The following is a 20,971-nucleotide window of genomic DNA, read 5'->3' as shown; positions in this document are numbered from 1 at the left end:
CGGACCATGGTACCCCGTCCGGGTGTGTGCGCCGTCCGGTTCGCACCGGCGGGCCGTCCGGGTGAGGATAGGGGGGTGAGACTTCCCTCTTCCCACCCGCTGTCCGCCGCCCGCACCGCCGAGTCGCCCCTCGTGCGCGCCTACCAGGGCGTGCGGGGCGACCGGCTGCCCGTCTGGTTCATGCGGCAGGCGGGGCGCTCGCTGCCCGAGTACCGCGAACTCCGCGCGGGGACCGCGATGCTCGACGCCTGCCTCGACCCGGCGATGGCGTCCGAGATCACGCTGCAGCCGGTCAGGCGCCACGGTGTCGACGCGGCCATCTTCTTCAGCGACATCGTCGTGCCGCTGAAGCTCCTCGGCGTGGACGTCGACATCGTCCCCGGCCGGGGGCCCGTCCTCGGCTCCCCTGTGCGCACGGGGGCGGAGGTGGCGCGCCTGACGGCCGTCGACCCGGCCGTGCTCGACACGGCGATCGCACCGGTCGTCGAGGCCGTCGAGCGCACCGTCGCCGGGCTGGGCGAGCTCGGCGACACCCCGCTGATCGGTTTCGCCGGCGCCCCGTTCACCCTCGCCGCTTACCTCGTCGAGGGCGGGCCGAGCAAGGACCACATCAGGGCGAGGACGCTCATGCACGCCGACCCCGCCGCGTGGGCCGACCTCATGTCCTGGACCGCGGAGGTCACCGGCCGCTTCCTCCGCGCGCAGGTGCTCGCGGGGGCCTCCGCCGCGCAGCTGTTCGACTCCTGGGCCGGGTCGCTGTCGCTGGCCGACTACCTCGCGCACGTGCAGCCCGCCTCGACGCGGGCGCTGTCCTTCGCCGCCGAGCTGGAGTACGACGCCGGAGGCGAGACCCGGCGCGTCCCGCGCGTGCACTTCGGCGTGGGCACGGGGGAGCTGCTGCCCTCGATGCGCGACTGCGGCGCGGACGCCGTCGGGGTCGACTACCGCACCCCGCTCGACGTCGCCATCGACCGGCTCGGCGGCTCGACACCCGTGCAGGGCAACATCGACCCCGCGCTCCTCGCGGCCCCGCCCGCTGTCCTCGACGCGCACGTCGACGACGTCATCCGACGGGGTCAGGCGGCCCCGGCCCACGTGCTCAACCTCGGTCACGGCGTCCCGCCGGAGACCGACCCGGCCGTCCTCACCCGTCTGGTCCGTCGGGTCCACGACCGTGGCTGACCCGCACAGGCCGGACGATCTGCCCTCCGGCATCCCCGACGGCGTCGGGCCGGGCATGACCCTCCAGCACGCGGTTGTCGTCGGCGCCGGCGTCGCGGGCCTCGTCGCCGCGCGCGAGCTGCTGTCGGCCGGCATCACCGTCACGGTCGTCGAGGCGGCAGACCGCGCGGGGGGCCAGCTCAGGGCCGAGGAGGTCGGCGGCGTCACCGTCGACGTCGGCGCGGAGAGCTACGCCACCAGGGGCGGCGCCGTCGACGCGCTCGTCGAGGAGCTCGGCCTGGGCGACGCCCGCCGCGACCCGAACCCGGCCGGGGCCTGGCTCCGGCTGCCCGTGCCGGGGGGAGAGGGCTCGGCGGTCCCGATCCCCGCCGGAGGCATCCTCGGCATCCCCGCCAACCCCTTCGCCGAGGACGTCCGCCGTGCCATCGGCTGGTCGGGGGCCTGGCGCGCCTACCTCGACCGCGTGATGCCCGTCCTCGCGATCGGCAAGGTGCACAACCTCGGCGCCCTCGTCAGCCGGCGCATGGGCGCGCGCGTGCGCGACCGGCTCGTCGCCCCGGTGACGGGGGGCGTGTACTCGGCCGCCCCGGAGGACCTCGACGTCGTCGTCGCGGCCCCCGGCCTGAACTCCGCCCTCACTCGGAACGGATCGCTGTCGGGGGCCGTGGCCGAGCTCCGCGCCCAGCGCAAGCCCGGCGGGGCCGTGCACGGCCTGGACGGCGGGATGACGACGCTCGTCGACGCGCTCGTCGACGGGATCGTCGCCGCGGGCGGTGAGATCCTGGTCGGGCGCCGCGCGACGTCTCTCCGCGGGGCGGCCGACTCCGCGGCGCTGCTGTCCGAGGCCGTCGAGCAGGGTTCCCCCGTCCCCGAGGACGTCCCGGTCGACGGCTGGCTCGTCGGCCTCGACGACGGCGAGCTCCTCGGAGCCGACGTGGTGCTGCTCGCCTGCGCTGAGGCGCAGACCTCGGCGCTCCTGGCCGATGCCGGGCACCCGGACGCCGTCCCCGAGCGCACCGGTCCCGCCGCGCGCGTCGATGTCGTGACGCTCGTGCTCGACTCCGCGGCGCTCGACGCCCACCCCCGCGGCACGGGGCTCCTCGTCTCCGACGGCGCCCCCGTCGGGGCGAAGGCGCTGACCCACTCGAACGCCAAGTGGGCCTGGCTGGACGAGCGGCTGCCCGAGCACCGCCACGTCGTCCGCCTCTCCTACGGGCGGCAGGGCGACGTCGACCGCCCCGTCGCCGGCGACGACCAGGCGCGGACCGCTCGGGCGCTCGCCGACGCCTCCGACCTGCTCGGTGTGCGGCTGGACGCGGGCGACCTCGTCGACGCCCGCTGGGTCGCCTGGTGGAACACCCAGCCCGTCGCCGCGCTCGGCGAGGCGGAGCGCCGCGTGGCGGTGCGCCGTGCGATCGAGGCGGTGCCGGGGATCGAGGTGGCCGGTGCGTGGATCGGCGGGACGGGGATCGCGAGCGTCGTCCCCGACGCCACGGCTGCGGCGAAGCGACTGCGGCATGTCGTCTACGAGCGCTACCTCGAACGCGACGCGCACTGACGCGGCGCGGAGCGGTGTGCGGGCGATTCGCTGCGGTGCACGCTCTTGCGGCTACGCTGGGGTGATCGACGACCATTGACTGGATCGAATGGAGTTCCTCCGATGAAAGGCAAGATCCTCTTCGTAGCCGGCTTGGCTACCGGGTACGTCCTGGGCACCCGAGCGGGACGCAAGCGGTACGAGCAGATTCGCTCGGGATGGCTGAGCGTGTGGAACACCCGCCCCGTCCAGAACCAGGTGCACAAGGCCGAGGACTTCGCGAAGGCACGGCTGAGCGGGCTGCCGTCGGCCGTGGCAAGCGGGCTCGGCTCGGTGTTCACCGCCCTCGGCAACCGCGGCTCCACCCCGGGCGAGAAGCTCGACGCGACGATCGCGAGCGCGCGCAGCACGGTGGACGAGGCCGCGAAGGCGGTCGACGATGCGGCCGCGGCCGCGAAGAAGAAGCCGTCGGGCACGACGAAGACCTCCTCGTCCACGACGAAGAAGAGCTCGAAGAAGTCCGCCTCGTCGTCCGGGTCCACCCCGGCGAAGAAGCGCTCGACGTCGACGCGTTCGACGGATCGGAGCTGACGATGGCACGTGAACACGCACAGGGGCCCGAGCAGCGGTCGCTGTTCGGCCTGATCGGCTCGCTCCCCGAGCTCGTCTCGCAGCTGGTCAAGGCGGAGATCGCCCAGATCAAGCAGCAGTACACCCACAAGGTCAAGTTCGCCGGGATCGGCGCCGCCCTGTTCGCCGGCGCGGCCGTCTTCGTGTACTTCGCGGTCGGCGTCCTCATCGCCGTCCTCGTCCTGGCCTTCGCGACCTTCCTCCCCGCCTGGCTGGCGGCGCTGATCGTCTTCCTCATCTTCGTCCTCATCGCCGTTGTCTTGGCGCTGATCGGGTTGAGGTTCTTCAAGAAGGTCGGGCAGGAGCCGGGGGCATCGGACAACCTGCACGACGACATGAACGCGGTGAAGGGATTGGGCGACTATGAGCGGTGACGACTTCAGGGTCACTCCGGAGCAGGCCAGGCGTGAGCTCGCCGAGGCGCTGAACGCGATCGAGGACAAGATCAACGTGCCCAAGCGCGTCGGCAGGGCCACGGACAGGGCCAGGCGCCGCTTCGCCGCCCTCGCGGATGAGAAGCCGGCCGCGGCCGTCGCCGGGATCGTCGGCGTGGCGGGGCTCGTCGGCGTCGGCGTCTGGGCCGTGGTCCGCTCGGTCGCCTCGCGCTGACGCCCCGCGCACCCCGCGCACCCCACATCCCGCCGCCTCCCCGCACCCGTGCGAGGGGAGGCGGCGGGCTTTTGCACGTCACCACGGGCTGAGAGAGGATAGGAACATGACTCAGCAGGCCTCCCACGAGGAGAACCGAAACGCCGTCCCCGCTGCAGAAGCATCGCCCTCCGGGTACACCCTGTGGGCCGTGTTCCGACGGGGATCGACCCCGGTCGGCGGCGAGTCGGCGGCGCTGACGGCCCAGCTCGACGCCGCGGTCGAGACGGTCACCGCGGCGGGCACCGTCGTCCGCGGCTTCTACGACGTCTCCGGGCTCCGCTCCGACGCCGACCTCATGGTCTGGCTGCACGGGGACACCGCCGACCAGCTCCAGGAGGCGCTGCGGGTCCTCCGCCGCACGGACGCCGTCGCCGGGCTGGAGCCGACGTGGAACGCGATGGGCGTGCACCGCGACGCCGAGTTCAACCGGTCCCACGTTCCGGGGTTCCTGCGGGGCAAGGACCCGAAGGGCTGGCTCTGCCTGTACCCCTTCGTGCGCAGCTACGAGTGGTACCTGCTGCCAGAGGAGGACCGCAAGCGCATGCTCGCCGACCACGGCCGGAAGGGCGCCGCGCACCGCGGGGTGCTGGCCAACACCGTGGCGTCGTTCGCCCTCGGCGACTACGAGTGGCTGCTGCCGCTCGAGGCCGACGACCCCGCCGAGCTCGTCGACGTCATGCGCGACCTGCGCTACACGGAGGCGCGCATGCACGTGCGCGAGGAGGTCCCGTTCTTCACGGGGCGCCGCATCGGCACCGACGAGGTCCCCGAGGTGATCCGATGACCGAGCGCGTCCTCGGCGCGAGCCCCGCCGCCGCCTCCGGTGAGGAGCACGTCACCGTCCCCGTCGCCTACGACGCGATCATCCTGGCCGGGTTCGGCGGGCCCGAGGGCCAGGAGGATGTCATCCCCTTCCTGCGCAACGTCACCGGTGGCCGCGGCATCCCGGAGGAGCGCCTGGAGGAGGTGGGGGAGCACTACCGTCACTTCGGCGGCGTGAGCCCCATCAACGAGCACAACCGGCAGCTCAAGGCGGCGCTCGAGGCCGAGCTCGCCTCGCGCGGCATCGACCTGCCGGTGATCTGGGGCAACCGCAACTGGGAGCCGTACATCACCGACGCGGTCCAGGAGGCCTACGACAGGGGCTTCCGCACGCTGCTCACCCTGGCGACGAGTGCGTACTCGTCCTACTCGAGCGATCGTCAGTACCGCGAGGACATGGCTACCGCGCTGGAGCGGACCGGCCTGCTCGGCGAGGTGTCGATCGACAAGGTGCGCCAGTACTTCGACCACCCCGGCTTCATCACGCCGTTCATCGAGGGGACCACCGCCGGCGTGCGGGAGCTCCTCGCGCAGAACCCCGATCTCGACCCGGCGACGGACATCCAGGTGCTGTACACGACGCACTCGATCCCCAACGCCGACGCCGACCGCTCGGGCCCGAGCGAGCGCTGCTTCCCTCCGGGGGGCGCCTACGTGGCCCAGCACCTGGCCGTCGCCCGCACGGTCAACCAGGCGGTCACGGCGGAGCTCGGCCTCGACGCCGAGCTGGAGTGGAGCATGGTGTACCAGTCCCGCTCCGGACCGCCGACCCAGCCCTGGCTGGAGCCCGACATCAACGATGCCATCGCCGAGCTGCCCTCCGCGGGGCGCAGGGCCGTCGTGATCGTGCCGATCGGCTTCGTCAGCGACCACATGGAGGTCATGTGGGACCTCGACAACGAGGCGCTGACCACCGCCGCCGAGCACGGCCTCGCGGGCGTGCGCGTGCCGACGCCCGGCGTGCACCCCGCCTTCGTCAGCGGCCTGGTCGACCTGGTCATGGAGCGCGTGAACGGCGTTCCGCTGGACGAGCGGCCCGCCGAGACCGAGCTGGGTCCGTGGTACGACATCTGCCGTCCCGGCTGCTGCGTCAACGGCAAGTTCGACCCGAAGCCGGCCATCGCGGGGATCGCTCCGTGACCTTCCTCGTCGGAACCCGCGGCAGCGCCCTCGCCACCGCGCAGGCCGGGGACGTCGCCCGGTGGATCGCGGAGGCCACGGGCGAGCCGGCCGAGCTCGTCCTGGTCACCACGCACGGCGACGTGTCGCGCGAGTCGCTGGCGAGCCTCGGCGGGACGGGCGTGTTCGCGACCGCGCTCCGCGAGTTCCTGCTCGAGGGCAACTGCGACCTCGTCGTCCACTCGATGAAGGACCTGCCGACGGCACCGGCGCCGGGGCTCAGCATCGCCGCGGTCCCGCGGCGGGAGGACGCGAGGGACGCGCTCTGCGCGCGCGACGGCCTCACCCTCGACGAGCTGCCTCGCGGCGCACGCGTCGGCACGGGCTCGCCCCGGCGGCAGGCGCAGCTGCGCCGCCGCCGCCCCGACATCGAGGTCGTCGACGTGAGGGGCAACGTCGACACCCGTCTGGGCCTGGTGACCTCTGGCCGTCTCGACGCCGTCATCCTCGCCGTCGCCGGGCTGGTGCGGCTCGGCAGGGACGAGCACATCACCGAGCGCTTCGACCTGGACGACTGGCCGACGGCGCCGGCGCAGGGCGCGCTCGCGGTCGAGGTCCGCACCTCCTCCCTGCACGACCCGCGCATCCGCGCGGCGGTCGCGGCCATCCACGACACCGACAGTGCCCTCGCCGCGGAGACCGAGCGGTCCGTGCTCGCCCGTCTCGACGCGGGCTGTGCCGCCCCGGTCGGCGCCCACGCCTCGGTGTCGGCGGACGGGATCACCGCGACGGCCGCCGTCTACGCGCTCGACGGCAGTGAGGCGCTCAGCCTCACCCGCAGTGCGGAGCGGGCAGCGCTCCTCGCCGGATCGGCGACGGACCCGGCCGACGACCCCTACTATGGGACGAGCACAACACCCCCGGCCGGCACAGCACACCACCTGGGGGCGTCGATCGCCGAGGCCCTGCTCGACAGCGGGGCCGCGGCCCTTGCACCCCTGGGATGACCTGTCATGAGTTCTGAGTCGATGGAGAGGCCGCTCGCGGGCTGGCGGATCCTCGTGCCGCGCGGCGGCCCGTGGGGCGACGGCGTCGCCGCGGAGCTGCGCCGTCGTGGGGCGACGCCGGTGGTCGCGCCGATGATCAACTTCGCTCCGACGGAGGACCCCGCGGCGTTGACCGAGGCGCTGCACGACCTGGAGGCCGGGCGCTACGACTGGCTGACCATGACCAGTGCCACGACGGTCGACGTGATCTTCTCCCAGAACGTCACCATCCCTGAGGCCACGCGTGTCGCCGCGGTCGGGGAGACGACGGCGGCCGCACTGCAGGCGATGGGGTACCGCGTCGACCTGGTCCCCTCGGGGGAGAACTCCGCGATGGGGCTCCTCGCCGCGCTGACGGCGAGGGAGCCGCGCGCCCGGCGCATCCTCACGCTGCGCTCCGAGCTGGCGAAGCCGCTGCTCACGCAGGGGCTGATCGCGGCCGGGCACGACGTCGACTCCGTCGTGGCGTACCGCACCGTGGGCGAGCAGGTGTCCGAGCGGGTCCGTCAGGACGTCCTCGATGGCAAGACGAACGCGATCCTGGTCACGAGCGGCTCGGTCGCCGAGCAGGTGGCCGCGCAGTTCGGGGTGCTCCCGGAGACGACGCTGGTCGCGGCGATCGGCCCGCGCACGCAGCGCGACGCGGAGGACGCCGGGCTCACCGTGCACCTGGTCTCGCCCGAGCAGACGGTGACGGCGCTGCTGGACGCGGTGACCGACGTCGCGGTGAACGGTCTGCCCGAGCCGGAGCCCCGCGCGGACTGACTCGCGGCGGCCTGTGCCCGACGTCCGCTGCGCCGGCGGACTCGCGGTCCGTGCCGCTCAGGCTCTACAGCGGCAGGTCGTTGACGGTCGTGACGTCCCAGGCGGCACCGTCGTGCTCGACGGTCGAGACCGCTCCGTTGCGGATCGGCGGCAGCTCGCGGCCGGCGATCTCGGCGAGGGTGTAGCGGATGATCGTGCCGTGGCAGACGACGACCACGTCGGCGTCGGGGTAGTCGGCCGCGACGCGTTCCAGTCCGGAGAGACCGCGGCCCACGACGGACTCCAGCCGCTCGATGAACGGTGCGCTCTTACCCGGCCAGCTGCGCTCCACCTCGGCCTCGACGACGCCCTCGGCCTCGCCGTAGTCGCGCTCGATGAGCTCGTGGTAGCTCGGCCCGAGCTCGAGGCCGAGGCCGTCCGCGATGATCTCCGCCGTCTCGCGGGCGCGCGACAGCGGCGAGCTGACGACGGCGCTCCAGCGGTCACCGTGGTCGCGCAGCACCTCGACGGCGTCCCTGGCCTGCTGCCGCCCGGTGTCGTTGAGGGGGATGTCGCTGGAGCCCTGCAGCCGCCCCGCGAGGTTCCAGTCGGTTTGGCCGTGTCGTACGAATCCCAGAGTCACCCCTCCATCCTGCCGCACCGGGGCTCGGCGTGAGCGCCGGGTGCCCGTCGGCGCGGCGGGGTGACGCAGCGACGGGTCGAGGCGAGACGGGGCGTCCGCGGGGTTCCGGTCGGCGCGCGGCGGGGCGTCACCGGGGGACATCGTGTGCATCGGCGGCCGGGGGCGCGCATCATGGAGGACATGACTATCCCGCAGATCACCCTCAACACCGGCGCCGTCATCCCCCAGATCGGCTTCGGCGTGTACAAGGTCGACGACTCCGAGGCGGAGGGCGTCGTCTCGACGGCGCTCGAGGCGGGGTATCGCAGCATCGACACCGCGACGCTCTACGGCAACGAGCGCGGTGTCGGCCGTGCCATCGCGGCGTCGGGGATCCCCAGGGACGAGATCTTCGTCACCACCAAGCTCTGGAACTCGGACCAGGGCTCCGCGTCGGCCCCGGCGGCGGTCGACCGCAGCCTCGAGCTGCTCGGCCTCGACGCCGTCGACCTGTACCTCATCCACTGGCCCACGCCGGAGCGGGGGCTGTATCTGGAGACCTGGACGGCGCTCGAGGGCGTACTCGCCGACGGCAGGGCACGGGCGATCGGCGTCTCGAACTTCCTCCCCGAGCACCTGGACGCCGTCGTCGCCCTCGGCGGGACGGTCCCCGCGGTCAACCAGATCGAACTGCACCCCGCGCTGCAGCAGCGCGAGGTGGTGAGCGCGAACATCCGGCTGGGCATCGCGACGGAGGCGTGGAGCCCCCTCGGCCAGGGGGGTGCGCTCAGCGACCCGGTGGTGGTCGAGATCGCCGAGCGCAACGGTGTCACGCCCGCGCAGGCGATCCTCGCCTGGCACCTGGCCAGCGGCAGGATCGTCATCCCCAAGTCGGTGACGCCGTCGCGCATCGCCGAGAACCTCGCCTCCGTCGACGTGGTGCTGCCCGGTGAGGACCTGGAGCGGATCGACGCCCTCGAGTCCGGCGGCCGGGTCGGGCCGGACCCGGCGACGATGAACCGCGCCTGACCGGCTCGGCCGCGAACACACGACGGCCCGGCCCCCTCTCGGGGCCGGGCCGTCGTGTGTTCGCCTGCTGCTCGACTCAGCCGCGCTCGTCACGCTCCGGCGCTTCGACGACGGGGATCGACCCGGTCGCGGGCGTCGCGGCCGACGCCGTCAGCGCGGAGTCGGCGTCCTCGGCAGGGGTCGCGTCCGCGGCCTCGGGGACGCTCTTGCGGACGAACAGCGTGACCACCACGGTGACCGTGGCCACGATGGCGCCGGTGAGGAACGCCGCCTGGATGCCCTTCTCCGTCGCCGCGAGCGGCTCGGCACCGGACTCGAGGGCGCCCGCGCTGGCCAGCGACATCACCGTGATGAAGATCGCCGTGCCCGCGGCGGCGGCGAGCTGCTGGATGGTGCCGAAGATCGCGGAGCCGTGCGAGTACAGCTCGTGCGGCAGCGAGCCGAGGGCGGAGGTCATCAGCGGCGTGAACATCAGCGCCAGGCCGATGTTGAGGACAACGTGCACGGCGATCACCATCAGCGGGTCGCTCGCCTCGGTGAGGGAGGCCAGGCCCCACAGCGCCGCCGCGGCGATGATCGAGCCGGGGATGACGAGCGGCCTGGCGCCGATGCGGTCGAAGGCGCGGCCGACGAACGGCGCCATGACACCCATGACGATGCCGCCGGGGAGCAGCATGAGGCCGGTCTGCAGCGTGCTCAGGCCGAGGACGGTCTGCAGGTAGATGGGCAGCACGATGATGCTGCCGAACAGCGCGAACATGACGATCACGATGACGGCGATGTTGAGGCGGAACACCGGCCGGGCGAAGGCCCGCAGGTCGAGCAGTGCGCGTCCGGAGGGCGCCAGCGCGAGCTGACGCCAGATGAACAGGGCGAGCGCGACGAGGCCGGCGCCGAGCGGGATCCACGGCGACAGCAGCTGCTCGCCGCCCGCCGCCTCGCCGAAGCTGCTCAGCCCGAAGATGATGCCGCCGAAGGCGAGGACGCTGAGGCCGACCGAGGGGATGTCGAGGTGGCCGGGGCGGGTCTCGGTGATGTTGCGCAGCCAGATGAGGCCGAGCACGAGCGCGATGACGGCGACCGGAAGGACGCTGAGGAACAGCCACTGCCAGGACAGCGACTGCAGGATGAAGCCGGAGACGGTCGGCCCGATGGCCGGCGCGACGGAGATGACGATGGACACGGCGCCCATGATGCGGCCTCGCGAGGCCGGCGGCACGATGGTGAGGATCGTCGTCATGAGCAGCGGCATCATGATCGCCGTCCCGCTGGCCTGGACGATGCGGCCGAGCAGCAGCGGTGCGAAGGCCGAAGACAGCCCCGCGATCAGCGTTCCGGTGGTGAACAGCGACATCGCGGTGATGAACACCGGTCGCAGCCGGAAGCGCTGCAGGATGTAGCCGGTGGTCGGCGCGACGATGGCCATCGTCAGCATGAACGCCGTCGAGAGCCACTGCCCCGTCGCCGCGGTGATCGACAGCTCCTCCATGATCATGGGCAGGGCGACGCCCATGATCGTCTCGTTGAGGATGACGACGAAGGCGGCCACGAGCAGCAGGCCGATGACCCGTCGCTCGAGCCCGCTCAGGCGGGGCGGTGTGGATGTGCTGTCGCGGCTCATCGGTTGGTGGTGACCTCTCGGTTGCATGGTGGTGTGCGGTTGCTGTGCTGTGCTGTGCTGCGCTGTGCGTCCAGGCGACGGCTGCTGGCCGTCCGGGGTGCGTGGCAGGTGATGGAAACGGAAAGTGCGGCGGCGGTGAGCGTCACCGAGAGTGACGCGGGGAGGCGGGACGGGGCCCGTGCGCTCGGTGCCGCCGCCGTGAACGGCACAGAGCGCTCTGGGTAGAACTGTCGGTCACCGACAGTATTCCGTATTCCTCCGACGATTCGGTGACGAGGAGGCGCCGGAGGGGGAGCGTAGGCTGGACGGGTGAGCTTCCCCGTCGACCGTCCCCGCCGTCTCCGCACCACCCCCGCCATGCGCCGTCTCGTCTCCGAGACGCGGCTGCACCCGGCCGAGCTGATCCTGCCGATGTTCGTGCGCGAGGGCATCGACGGGCCGCTGCCGATCGCCTCGATGCCCGGCGTCGTCCAGCACGACCTCGACTCGCTCCGGCGCGCGGCCGTCGAGGCGGCGGAGGCCGGCATCGGCGGGCTCAACCTGTTCGGCGTCCCCGCGGTCCGCGACGCGGAGGGCACCGGGGCCACCGACGAGCACGGCATCCTCAACGTCGCGACCGCTCTGCTGCGTGCGGAGCTCGGCGACGCGTTGGTCATCCAGACCGATCTGTGCCTGGACGAGTTCACCGACCACGGCCACTGCGGCGTCCTCGACGAGCACGGCAGGGTCGACAACGACGCGAGCCTGGCCAGGTACTACGACATGGCGGTCGCCCAGGCGCGCGCGGGGGCGCACATGGTGGCGCCGAGCGGGATGATGGACGGCCAGGTCGGCGTCATCCGCGACGCGCTCGACAGCCACGGCTTCGAGGACGTGTCGATCCTGGCCTACTCGGCGAAGTACGCCTCGGCGTTCTACGGGCCGTTCCGCGACGCCGTCGACTCGCAGCTGTCCGGCGACAGGCGCAGCTACCAGATGGACCCGGGCAACCGGCGCGAGGGGCTGCGCGAGGCGACGCTGGACGCCGCCGAGGGCGCCGACGTGCTCATGGTGAAGCCGGCGATGAGCTACCTCGACGTGCTCGCCGACGTGTCCGCCGCGAGCGAGCTCCCGGTGTGGGCGTACCAGGTGTCGGGGGAGTACGCGATGATCGAGGCCGCCGCCGCGAACGGCTGGATCGACCGCGAGCGCGCCATCGACGAGGCGCTGATCGGCATCAAGCGTGCCGGGGCTGACGCGATCCTGACGTATGCGGCCGTCGAGGTCGCCACGCGGCTGCGCTGAGCCTGGCCGCGCCGGGCGTCTGACCCATCCGGCATACGGCCGCCCGCTGCCCGCCCGAACCCATCCGACAGAGCACGAGGAGCACCACCGTGACCACAAGCAACGACGACCTCTTCACCGCCGCCCGCGCGTCGATCCCCGGCGGGGTGAACTCGCCCGTGCGCGCCTACGGATCCGTGGGCGGCACGCCGCGCTTCCTCGTGTCCGCCTCCGGCCCGCGGGTGACCGACGCGGAGGGCAACGTGTATGTCGACCTCGTCGCCTCGTGGGGTCCGGCGCTGCTCGGGCACGCCGAGCCGCACGTCGTCGCCGCGGTGCAGGAGGCGGCCGCGCGCGGGCTGAGCTTCGGCGCCTCGACGCCGAGCGAGACGGTGCTGGCCGAGCTGATCCGCTCGCGCGTGAGTGCCGCGGGCGTGAACCCGATCGAGAAGCTGCGCCTGGTGTCGACCGGGACGGAGGCGACGATGAGCGCCATCCGGCTGGCGCGCGGGGCGACCGGCCGTGAGCTGCTGGTCAAGTTCGCCGGGCACTACCACGGCCACTCGGACGGGCTGCTCGCCGCCGCCGGCTCCGGCATCGCCACGCTGGCCCTTCCCGGCTCCGCCGGTGTGACGGCCGCCACCGCGGCGCAGACGCTCGTCATCGACTACAACGACCTCGGTGCCGTGCGCACGGTCTTCGCGGAGCACGGTGACAACATCGCCGCCGTCATCGTCGAGGCGGCGGCGGCGAACATGGGCGTCGTCGAGCCGGAGCCGGGCTTCAACCGGGCGCTGGTCGAGATCGCGCACGAACACGGTGCGCTTGTCATCCTCGACGAGGTGCTGACCGGCTTCCGCGTGCACCCGGCCGGCTACTGGGGGCTGTCCGTCGAGCGCGACGGGCTCTACCAGCCGGACCTGTTCACCTTCGGCAAGGTCATCGGCGGAGGGATGCCGATCGCGGCGCTCGGAGGCCGGGCCGAGATCATGGACCACCTGGCTCCGCTCGGCCCCGTCTACCAGGCAGGCACGCTGTCGGGGAACCCGGTCGCCGTCGCCGCCGGTATCGCCACGCTGGAGCGGGCCACGCCGGAGGTCTACGCGCACATCGACGCGGCCGCGCGCCGGGTCGCCGAGGGCGTGTCGGCTGCGCTGGATGCCGAGGGCGTCGCGCACTCGGTGCAGTGGGCGGGCAACCTGTTCTCGATCGCGTTCCGGGCGGAGTCGCCTCGCACCTACGCCGAGGTCCAGGACCAGGACGCCTTCCGCTACGGCCCGTTCTTCCACGCCTTCCTCGACGCGGGCGTGGCCCTGCCGCCGAGCGTGTTCGAGGCCTGGTTCCTCACCGCCGCGCACGACGACGCCGCGATCGAGCAGATCCTGGCGGCCGCGCCCGCGGCCGCGCGTGCCGCCGCGACCGCGACGGCGTAGCGCGGGCGATCCCCGCGGGCCTCAGAGGGCGAACTCTGCGGTCGCCAGAGGTGAACACCGCCGTCGCAGGAGCGCGCTCAGCCGAGGAGCCGTCCGGTCGTCACCGGCGGGGGAACGGCATGGTCTGCTCCGGCGCCGTCCCGGCGTATCGCGTGCAGTCGGGACAGCGCGTCAGCAGGTCGTGTGTGCAGTCGACGACGTGCTGGAGGAAGCTCTCCGCTTCGTCGAGCCGCGCGCGCTGTGCACGGATCCGCGCCAGTCGCCGATTGATCGTCTCCCGGCGCCCCGTCTCGCCGCGGTGGAGCACGGTGCGGATCTCCGGCAGGCTCAGGCCGACCTCCTGGCAGGCGAGCACCGTCGTCAGGCGGACGATGTGCTCGTCGGTATAGAGGCGATGACCCGCGGCGGAGCGATCGGCGACGACGACGCCCGTGTCGTGCCAGTGCCGCAGCACATGGGCGTCGACGCCCACCCGTCGAGCCGCTTCGCCGATTCTCATGTGTCTCGCTCCCTTGACTTCAGGTCGACCTGAAGTTTTAGCGTGGCCCCATGCTGACACACGGGGCGCTGAGCGCCGAGCCACGACGGATCCGAATCGACGGGGTCGCCATCGCCACCTGGGTGATGGAGCCGGCGTGTTCGGCGGTCGGCGACGTCGTGCTCTGCCACGGGACGCCGTGGTCCTCGGCGGTGTGGGCGGACGTGGCGCGCGAGCTCTCACACGATCACCGGGTCTTCCTCTGGGACATGCCGGGCTACGGCGAGTCGGACACGGGGCCGGGCGTTGCGACCGCGCTGCCGGTGCAGTCCGCCCGGCTGGCCGCGCTGCTGCAGACCTGGGGCCTGCGGAGTCCGCACGTGGTCGCCCACGACATCGGGGGCGCCGTGGCGCTGGGGGCGCACCTGCTCGGCGGCGTCGACTACGCGGACCTGTTCCTGTGGGACGTCGTCACCCTCGACCCGTGGGGGTCGCCGTTCTTCCGGCTCGTCGCGGAGCACGCGGACGTGTTCACGCGGCTGCCCTCGGCCCTGCACCGGGCACTCCTGCGCGAGTACATCGCGGGCGCCGTTCCGGGTGGCCTGCCGGCCGCGGATGCGGACACGCTCGCGGCTCCCTGGCTGGGCGGAGCCGGTCAGCGGGCGTTCTACGCGCAGATCGCCTCGCTCTCCCCCGACGACACCCGGCCGGTGGCCGAGAGCCTCGGTCGTGTGCGGTGCCCGACACGCATCGGCTGGGGGCGGGACGACCCCTGGATCCCGCTCGGGCAGGCGTACGAACTCCAGTCGCTGCTGCCGCGGCGCCCGGAGGTCGTCGTCCTGGACGGTGTCGGGCACCTGTCCCCCTGGGAGGCGCCCTCCGCCGTGTCGGCGGCCGTGCGCGCGTGGGTGGACCGGGGGTGGGGAGGGGCGGACGCGAGCGCGCCCGCCCGCGGGCCTCAGCTCTCGTAACGGTAGAAGCCCTCGCCGGTCTTGCGACCGAGCTTGCCCGCGTCGACGTAGCGGTGCAGCAGCTCGCGCGGGCCGGCCGGCAGGGCGGGGTTCTCGGCCGCGTAGTGCTCCTCGATGTCGAGCACGATGTCCAGCCCGACCTGGTCCATCAGGGCGAACGGCCCCGCCGCGATACCCATGTTCGCCCGCATGATGGCGTCCACGTCCTCGGGGGTGCTCACGCCGCTGGCGACGACCTCGAGCGACTCGCGCTTGATGGCCGCCCAGATGCGGTTGAAGATGAAGCCCGTGCTCTCGGCGTGGGCGATGAACGGCAGCAGGCCGAAGCGGCGCAGCTCCGCGGCGACCGCGTCGAGCAGGCCCTCGCTGGTGGAGCCGTCGCTCATCAGCTCGACCGCCATCGAGGCCGGCGGCATGGCGAAGTGCATGTTGAAGACCCGCTCCGGGTGGTCGACCTCGTCGATGACGAGGCGGGAGGCGTAGGACGACGAGTTGGTCGCCAGCAGGGCGTCCTCGTCGGCCTCGCGGTCGAGGGTACCGAACAGCGGGCGCTTGATGTCCAGGCGTTCCGGGACGGCCTCGACGATGAGCCAGGCGCCGGGCAGGGCGTCGACGACGTCGGCGGTCGCGGTGACCCGGCCGGCGGCCGCGGGCGCGGCGTCCCCCAGGCGTTCGCGCAGCTGGGGCGTCGTCTCGGCCACGTAGGCGAGCGCGTCGTCGCGCTGCGGCTGCTGCAGGTCGGCGATGCGCACGTCCGACCCGCCCGCGGCGAAGACGGCGGCGATCCGGCGGCCGAGTGTGCCGGCTCCGACGACGACGATGGGCCGGTCGGCCGCGGTGGCCGGGACTGTGTACTGCATGGCGTCCTTCCTCCTGCGGGTTGAACCCGCTGCACGAAGCGATACAATTTGTATCGAATTCATTATGCATCCGAATCCCGTCGAGGGGGCACCGTGAGCGAGCAAACGAACGACCGCGAGGCGGCACCGCTCCGCGCCAGGGCGAGGACGCGGGCGGCCCTGCTCGACGCCGCCGGCCGATTGTTCCTCGACGCGGGGACCACGGCCGTCCCCATCGACGAGATCTGCCGCGAGGCCGGCTTCACCCGGGGCGCGTTCTACTCCAACTTCCGCTCCGTCGAGGACGTCTTCTTCGCGCTGTACGAGTCGAAGACGAGGGACCTGCTCGACGGCATCGGGGCCGAGCTCGGCTCGCCCACGTCGACGAGCGTGCCCGAGGTCGCCGACGAGCTCCTGCACGCGATCCCGGCCGACCGGCAGTGGTACGCGCTCCGCGCCATGTTCGCACTCAAGGCGACGACCGATCCCGTGCTCGCCGAGACCATGCGGGCCCACGCAGAGGCGTTCCGCGAGCGGATGACGCCGCTGATCGCCGCCGCCGCGGAGCGGACGGGCGCGACGCTGCACCCGGACGCCGAGGAGGCCACCCGCATCGTCATCGCCGCCCACGTCGGCGCGGTGCTGCAGGGGCCGCTCGTCCGCGACGCCGAACGGTTGCGCCGCGACACCCTCATCGCCGCCTTCCGCGGCGTCCTCATCGACGGCGCCGTCCGCGCCGCCCCGCCGTCGGACGCATCGCCGTCCCGACACACACCATCGAAGGAGTCATGATGCGCGCAGCCATCATCGGAGCCGGCGTCATCGGCCTGTCCTGGGCGGAGCTGTTCCGCGAGGCCGGCTGGGACGTGGCCATCTACGATCCCGCGGACAGCCCCCTGCCGCACGGCCTCGCGGACGCCAGGGTCGAGACACTCGAAGACGCCGTGCGCGGCGCGGACCTCGTCCAGGAGAACGGGCCCGAGCGCCTGGACGTCAAGCGCGAGCTCCTCGCCGCGATCGCCGCGTCGGCGGGCGACGGTGCGATCATCGCCTCGTCCACGTCCTCGCTGCTGCCCTCGCTGCTCGCCGAGGGCAACCCGCGCGCCGCGCAGATCGTCGTCGGGCACCCGTACAACCCTCCCCGCGTCATGCCGCTCGTCGAGATCGTGCCGGGCCCGCTCACCGACCCGGCCGTCGTGGACAGGGTCGAACGGATCTACCGTTCGCTCGGGCGGGTGCCGGTCGCGCTGAACGCCGAGATCCCCGGCTTCGTGGGCAACAGGGTGCAGAAGGCCGTGCTCGACGAGGCGCAGTGGCTGGTGCAGCAGGGCATCGTCGACGCCGGGGCCTTCGACACGATCGTCCGGGAGTCGCTCGGCCTGCGCTGGGCCTCGATCGGGGTATTCGAGGCCTCCCACCTCGGCGGCGGCCCCGGCGGGATCCGGCACCTGATGGAGCACGTCGGCGCCGCGCTCGACGACATCGAACTGCAGCGGCCCTCCCGCGACCCCGCGGCGCTGGCCGCAGTGGCCGACGACGTGGAGGCCCGCTACGGCACGGCGGACAGCTATGCCGCCCGCGCCGCCCGTCGCGACCGGATCACGACGGCGGTCCGTGAGGCCGTGCACGCGCAGTCCGCCACGCCCGTGCTGTACGGCCTGGACATCGCCCGCGGCTGCGTCGTCCGCATCGACACCGCCGACGGCGGCGTGCGCGAGCTCGTCAGCGGCCTCGGCGAGGCGCCCGACGGCCTGGTCGTCGACGAGGACGGCGGCCGCATCGTCTTCACCCTGATGGGGGAGCCGGACGCCGAACCCGTGGGAGGCGGTGAGCCCGCCTTCACCCGGCGCAACGGCTCACTGCAGTGGATCGGCCTGGGCGGCGGCGAACCGGGAGTGCTCGTCTCCCGCGGCAGTTTCACGACGGGCAAGCAGCTGGCGCGCGACGCGGGCACCGGTCGGCTCTACTGGTCCGACCGCGAGGGAAGGGGCCTGTACCGCTGCGAGGCGGACGGCAGCGGGCTGACACGCCTGCTCGACACCACCGGCACCGGCCCGAGCGAGGTCGAGGAGTGGTGCGTCGGCATCGCCGTCGACCCCGCGGCCGGTCAGCTGTACTGGACCCAGAAGGGCGGCGCGAAGGCCGGGCAGGGGCGCATCCGCCGTGCACCGCTGGCCATGACCGGCGACGCCGTGATCGACCCGGCCTCCGTCGAGACGCTGTGGGAGGGGCTCCCCGAGCCCATCGACCTCGTGATCGACGGGGAGGCGGGAATGCTCTACTGGACCGACAGGGGAGCCGGGCCGGACGGGAACTCCCTGAACCGGGCGCCGATCCCCGCCGAGGGCGAGCGGGGGGCGCGGCCGGTCGTGCTGTCACGCGGCTACCACGAGGCCATCGGCCTGGCGCTGGACACCGCGGCGCACCGCGCCTACGTCTCCGACCTGTCCGGGGCGATCCGGGAGGTCGAGCTGGCGACGGGCCGGGAGCGCACGGTCGCCGTGCTCGACGGCTCGGCGACGGGGCTCGCACTGCTCAGGGAGAACTGAGCTCACCGCGGAGGATCCGTGACACGATCGGGACGAACAACGACCAGAAGGGCCGCCATGACCGCTGTCACCCTCATCCGATCCACCGACCTCAGCGCGACCGCCGAGTACGCCTACGCGGCGACCGCGCCGGCCGACGCCCGTCTCGTCTTCCTCGCCGGGGCGTGCCCGCTCCGGCCGGACGGCAGCACGGCCGCGGTCGGCGACTACGCCGGGCAGGCCGCCGTCTGCGTCGAGACGATGCGGACGGCCCTGGCCGCCGCGGGCGCGGTGCTGGAGGACGTGATCAGCACCCGCGTGTTGGTGGCCAGCTCCCGCCAGGCGGACCTGGTGGCGGCGTGGGAGGTCGTCAGGGACGCCTTCGGCGACCACGACGCCCCGAGCACGCTGCTCGGTGTGACCGTCCTCGGCTACGACGACCAGCTCGTCGAGATCGAGGCCGTGGCGGCGCTGCGGGACTGACCCTCCCGAGGTGGCCCCGGGGCTCCCCCCGGTCGCGGGGCCGCCCACGCGAACGACGACGCCGCCCCGTGCTGCACGGGGCGGCGTCGTCGTTCGCGGCGGCTCTAGCCGAGCGGACCGTACAGAGCGGGGGTCGTCCTCGCCTGCGTCGCCTGCTCGAAGGAGTAGCCCAGCCCGATGAGGGTGGACTCGTCGAACGCCCGCCCGAGGAACTCCAGGTTCACGCCCGCGCCGGTCACGGTCGCGTCGGCGGCACTCGCCTGGCCCATCGGGACGGTCACGGCCGGCAGCCCGGTGTTGGGGCTGAGGCGCATGTTCAGCCCCTGGGTGCCGTACGGCGTGCCCGAGGGGTAGACGATGGTGTCGAGGTCGTTGTCCTCGAGCACCTGGGTGAGCAGCGTCTTGCCCGCCGCGAGCTGCCTCGTGTGGGTGCCGTTCTCGCCCGCCCACGCCTGGTAGGTCTCCTCGGTGACGGCGTTGCGCGTCTGGTAGGTGGGGACGCGTGAGGGAACGACGCGGCCGCTCGCGATGATGTCGCTGAGCGAGCGGGCGGCGACCCCGGGGGCCAGGTGGGTGTCGATGTACTCGTTCAGGTCGTGCGTGAACTCGTTGGTCGACCCGGACGGCTCGGCCATCACGGCGGAGAAGCCCTCCGGCTCGGTCAGCTCGACGACCGTGGCGCCCTGGGCCTCCAGGGCGGTCTTCGCCTCGGCGAACAGGCGCGTGGTCGTGGCGTTGCTGCCGACCATGCTCGGGAAGTAGCCGATCCGGGCGCCGTCGAGGGCGTCCTCGTCGAGCGCGGCCGTGTACGACTCGGGGGTCTTGCCCTGCTGCGCCGCGGTGGCGGCGTCCGCCGCGTCCACGCCGATGACGGCGTCGAGGGACACGGCCGCGTCGGTGACGCTCCTGGCCATCGGGCCGCCGGTGTCCTGGCTGAGCGCGAGCGGGATGATGCCGTCGCGGCTGGTCAGGCCGACGGTGGGGCGGATGCCGACGAGCTGGTTGTACGAGGACGGGATGCGGATGGAGCCGCCCGTGTCGGTGCCGAAGCCGACCCCGGCGAGGTTCGCCGCGATCGCCGCACCCGTGCCGCCGCTGGACCCGCCCGCGGTCCGCGAGGTGACGTAGGGGCTGGCGACGAGCGTCGAGGACCCGGCGGGCTGGCCCGCGGAGAACTCCGAGGCGAAACCGTAGGCGAACTCGTCGAGGCTGGCCTTGGCGAGGATCACCGCGCCGGCGTCGCGCAGCCCGGCGACCATGGCCGCGTCGCTGTCAGTCTGGTTGTCGTCCCAGCAGCCGCAGCCGCCGGTGGTGACCATGTCCTCGGTGTCGTAGTTGTCCTTGACCGCGACGGGCACGCCGAGCAGCATGCTCGTCATCCCCGAGGTCTCGCGCTCCGTGTCCGCGGCGGCCGCGGCGGCGAGGGCGCTGTCCTCGCCGACGGTGATGATCGAGTTGAGTGCGCGGCCGCCGGCCGAGGTGTCGACGATCTCGGTGTCGTACGCGGCGATGCGGTCGATGTAGTCCTGCGTGATCTCGACCGAGGTGGTGACGCCCGCGTTCATCGCGGCCTGCATGTCGACCACGCCGGCCTCGACGAGCTCGAACGGCCCGTCGTCGTAGATGACGCGCTGGGACAGCCCGGCGAGGTCGCCGACCGTGATGGTGCCGTCGCCGTCCTGGTCGATGACGGCGACCCCGTCCCATCCGGCGTCGCCGCTGGTGGCGCCGAGCGCCTCGGCGGCGACGTCGAGGTCGGCCTCGTCGACCGCGCCGTCACCGGTCAGGTCGAGCTCGGTGTAGTAGGGGGCGAGCATCGGCGTGGCGGTGGCGGTGTCGGCGGGGGCCGCGGCGGCCGGGGCCTGCACGGCCAGGGCGACGACGGTGCCGAGTGCGGCGGTCGTCGCGAGGGCTCGTCTGCGCGTTCTGGTCATCGTGGGGGGTGTCTTCCTCTGCGGGTGGCTGGCGACGGG

The 20,971-nt window shown here is 73.0% G+C and carries 21 protein-coding genes; 16 read left to right on the top strand and 5 right to left on the bottom strand.

The genetic code is table 11. The annotated features are described in order from the left end of the window. Positions 1-75 precede the first annotated feature (75 nt). From hemE to FM119_RS03190, 9 genes are all read left to right on the top strand, one after another. Complete coding sequence (gene hemE, locus FM119_RS03230) at positions 76-1,182, top strand: uroporphyrinogen decarboxylase (protein ID WP_245827241.1); 1,107 nt, start codon at positions 76-78, stop codon at positions 1,180-1,182. Then, entirely contained in the window at positions 1,175-2,740 is a 1,566-nt protein-coding gene (locus FM119_RS03225) for a protoporphyrinogen/coproporphyrinogen oxidase (protein ID WP_276327855.1), read from the top strand. The genes hemE and FM119_RS03225 overlap by 8 nt, the downstream gene beginning before the upstream one ends. Before the next feature lie 102 nt (positions 2,741-2,842). Continuing rightward, a complete protein-coding gene (locus FM119_RS03220; protein WP_087136253.1) occupies positions 2,843-3,310 on the top strand; it encodes a hypothetical protein in 468 nt (155 codons plus the stop codon). Positions 3,311-3,312: 2 nt separating this feature from the next. Then, a complete protein-coding gene (locus tag FM119_RS03215; protein ID WP_087136252.1) occupies positions 3,313-3,723 on the top strand; it encodes a phage holin family protein in 411 nt (136 codons plus the stop codon). Then, positions 3,713-3,958, top strand: a complete 246-nt coding sequence (locus tag FM119_RS03210; RefSeq protein WP_087136251.1) for a DUF3618 domain-containing protein — start codon at positions 3,713-3,715, stop codon at positions 3,956-3,958. The genes FM119_RS03215 and FM119_RS03210 overlap by 11 nt, the downstream gene beginning before the upstream one ends. 106 nt (positions 3,959-4,064) lie before the next feature. Then, on the top strand, positions 4,065-4,784 hold the full coding sequence (gene hemQ, locus FM119_RS03205) for a hydrogen peroxide-dependent heme synthase (RefSeq protein ID WP_087136250.1): 720 nt from the start codon (positions 4,065-4,067) through the stop codon (positions 4,782-4,784). After that, positions 4,781-5,962 carry a ferrochelatase gene (locus FM119_RS03200; protein WP_087136249.1) on the top strand — a complete coding sequence of 394 codons (1,182 nt, stop codon included), beginning with the start codon at positions 4,781-4,783 and terminating at the stop codon, positions 5,960-5,962. The genes hemQ and FM119_RS03200 overlap by 4 nt, the downstream gene beginning before the upstream one ends. Continuing rightward, positions 5,959-6,948 (top strand): hydroxymethylbilane synthase, encoded by a 990-nt coding sequence (gene hemC / locus FM119_RS03195; protein WP_087136248.1) that lies wholly within the window; start codon positions 5,959-5,961, stop codon positions 6,946-6,948. The genes FM119_RS03200 and hemC overlap by 4 nt, the downstream gene beginning before the upstream one ends. A 6-nt stretch (positions 6,949-6,954) precedes the next feature. Further along, the gene (locus FM119_RS03190; protein ID WP_087136247.1) at positions 6,955-7,752 is read left to right on the top strand and encodes a uroporphyrinogen-III synthase; all 798 of its coding nucleotides are present in this window, start codon (positions 6,955-6,957) and stop codon (positions 7,750-7,752) included. A 64-nt stretch (positions 7,753-7,816) separates the two neighbouring features. On the opposite strand, the gene FM119_RS03185 is transcribed toward FM119_RS03190, so the two are convergent. Then, on the bottom strand, positions 7,817-8,374 hold the full coding sequence (locus tag FM119_RS03185; protein ID WP_245827239.1) for a histidine phosphatase family protein: 558 nt from the start codon (positions 8,372-8,374) through the stop codon (positions 7,817-7,819). 180 nt (positions 8,375-8,554) lie between these two features. On the opposite strand from FM119_RS03185, the gene FM119_RS03180 reads away from it, so the two are divergent. After that, positions 8,555-9,382, top strand: coding sequence for an aldo/keto reductase (locus FM119_RS03180; RefSeq protein WP_087136246.1), 828 nt, complete (start codon positions 8,555-8,557; stop codon positions 9,380-9,382). 76 nt (positions 9,383-9,458) lie between these two features. Here FM119_RS03180 and FM119_RS03175 read toward each other — a convergent pair whose 3' ends face one another. Beyond that, positions 9,459-11,003: an MDR family MFS transporter gene (locus FM119_RS03175; protein WP_087136245.1), complete on the bottom strand. Its 1,545-nt coding sequence runs from the start codon at positions 11,001-11,003 to the stop codon at positions 9,459-9,461. Positions 11,004-11,312: 309 nt separating this feature from the next. On the opposite strand from FM119_RS03175, the gene hemB reads away from it, so the two are divergent. Both hemB and FM119_RS03165 read left to right on the top strand, forming a co-directional pair. Next, positions 11,313-12,287 (top strand): porphobilinogen synthase, encoded by a 975-nt coding sequence (gene hemB / locus FM119_RS03170; protein ID WP_087136244.1) that lies wholly within the window; start codon positions 11,313-11,315, stop codon positions 12,285-12,287. An 89-nt stretch (positions 12,288-12,376) separates the two neighbouring features. Beyond that, the gene (locus FM119_RS03165) at positions 12,377-13,699 is read left to right on the top strand and encodes a glutamate-1-semialdehyde 2,1-aminomutase (RefSeq protein WP_087136243.1); all 1,323 of its coding nucleotides are present in this window, start codon (positions 12,377-12,379) and stop codon (positions 13,697-13,699) included. A gap of 100 nt (positions 13,700-13,799) precedes the next feature. Here the strand turns inward: FM119_RS03165 and FM119_RS03160 are convergent, their stop codons facing one another. Next, complete coding sequence (locus FM119_RS03160) at positions 13,800-14,198, bottom strand: MerR family transcriptional regulator (RefSeq protein WP_087136242.1); 399 nt, start codon at positions 14,196-14,198, stop codon at positions 13,800-13,802. A 50-nt stretch (positions 14,199-14,248) separates the two neighbouring features. Between FM119_RS03160 and FM119_RS03155 the strand changes: the two genes are divergently transcribed. Beyond that, the gene (locus FM119_RS03155; RefSeq protein ID WP_087136241.1) at positions 14,249-15,148 is read left to right on the top strand and encodes an alpha/beta fold hydrolase; all 900 of its coding nucleotides are present in this window, start codon (positions 14,249-14,251) and stop codon (positions 15,146-15,148) included. Here the strand turns inward: FM119_RS03155 and FM119_RS03150 are convergent. Continuing rightward, complete coding sequence (locus tag FM119_RS03150; RefSeq protein WP_087136240.1) at positions 15,136-16,008, bottom strand: 3-hydroxyacyl-CoA dehydrogenase family protein; 873 nt, start codon at positions 16,006-16,008, stop codon at positions 15,136-15,138. The genes FM119_RS03155 and FM119_RS03150 overlap by 13 nt on opposite strands. Before the next feature lie 93 nt (positions 16,009-16,101). Here FM119_RS03150 and FM119_RS03145 point away from each other — a divergent pair, with 93 nt between their 5' ends. From FM119_RS03145 to FM119_RS03130, 3 genes are read left to right on the top strand one after another with little or no spacing between them, the layout of a single operon-like run. Continuing rightward, positions 16,102-16,779 (top strand): TetR/AcrR family transcriptional regulator, encoded by a 678-nt coding sequence (locus FM119_RS03145; RefSeq protein WP_179205179.1) that lies wholly within the window; start codon positions 16,102-16,104, stop codon positions 16,777-16,779. Beyond that, positions 16,776-18,536: a 3-hydroxyacyl-CoA dehydrogenase NAD-binding domain-containing protein gene (locus FM119_RS13995; protein WP_218778714.1), complete on the top strand. Its 1,761-nt coding sequence runs from the start codon at positions 16,776-16,778 to the stop codon at positions 18,534-18,536. The genes FM119_RS03145 and FM119_RS13995 overlap by 4 nt, the downstream gene beginning before the upstream one ends. A 57-nt stretch (positions 18,537-18,593) precedes the next feature. After that, complete coding sequence (locus FM119_RS03130) at positions 18,594-18,998, top strand: RidA family protein (RefSeq protein WP_087136238.1); 405 nt, start codon at positions 18,594-18,596, stop codon at positions 18,996-18,998. Positions 18,999-19,102: 104 nt separating this feature from the next. On the opposite strand, the gene FM119_RS03125 is transcribed toward FM119_RS03130, so the two are convergent. Then, positions 19,103-20,932: an amidase family protein gene (locus FM119_RS03125; protein WP_087136237.1), complete on the bottom strand. Its 1,830-nt coding sequence runs from the start codon at positions 20,930-20,932 to the stop codon at positions 19,103-19,105. Positions 20,933-20,971 lie beyond the last annotated feature (39 nt).

This window comes from Mycetocola reblochoni REB411 (assembly GCF_900163835.1).
In the GTDB taxonomy this organism is placed as follows: Bacteria; Actinomycetota; Actinomycetes; order Actinomycetales; family Microbacteriaceae; genus Mycetocola_B; species Mycetocola_B reblochoni.
The sequence above is the reverse complement of the archived record's forward strand: the minus strand, read 5'-3'. Positions and strand labels throughout refer to the sequence as shown.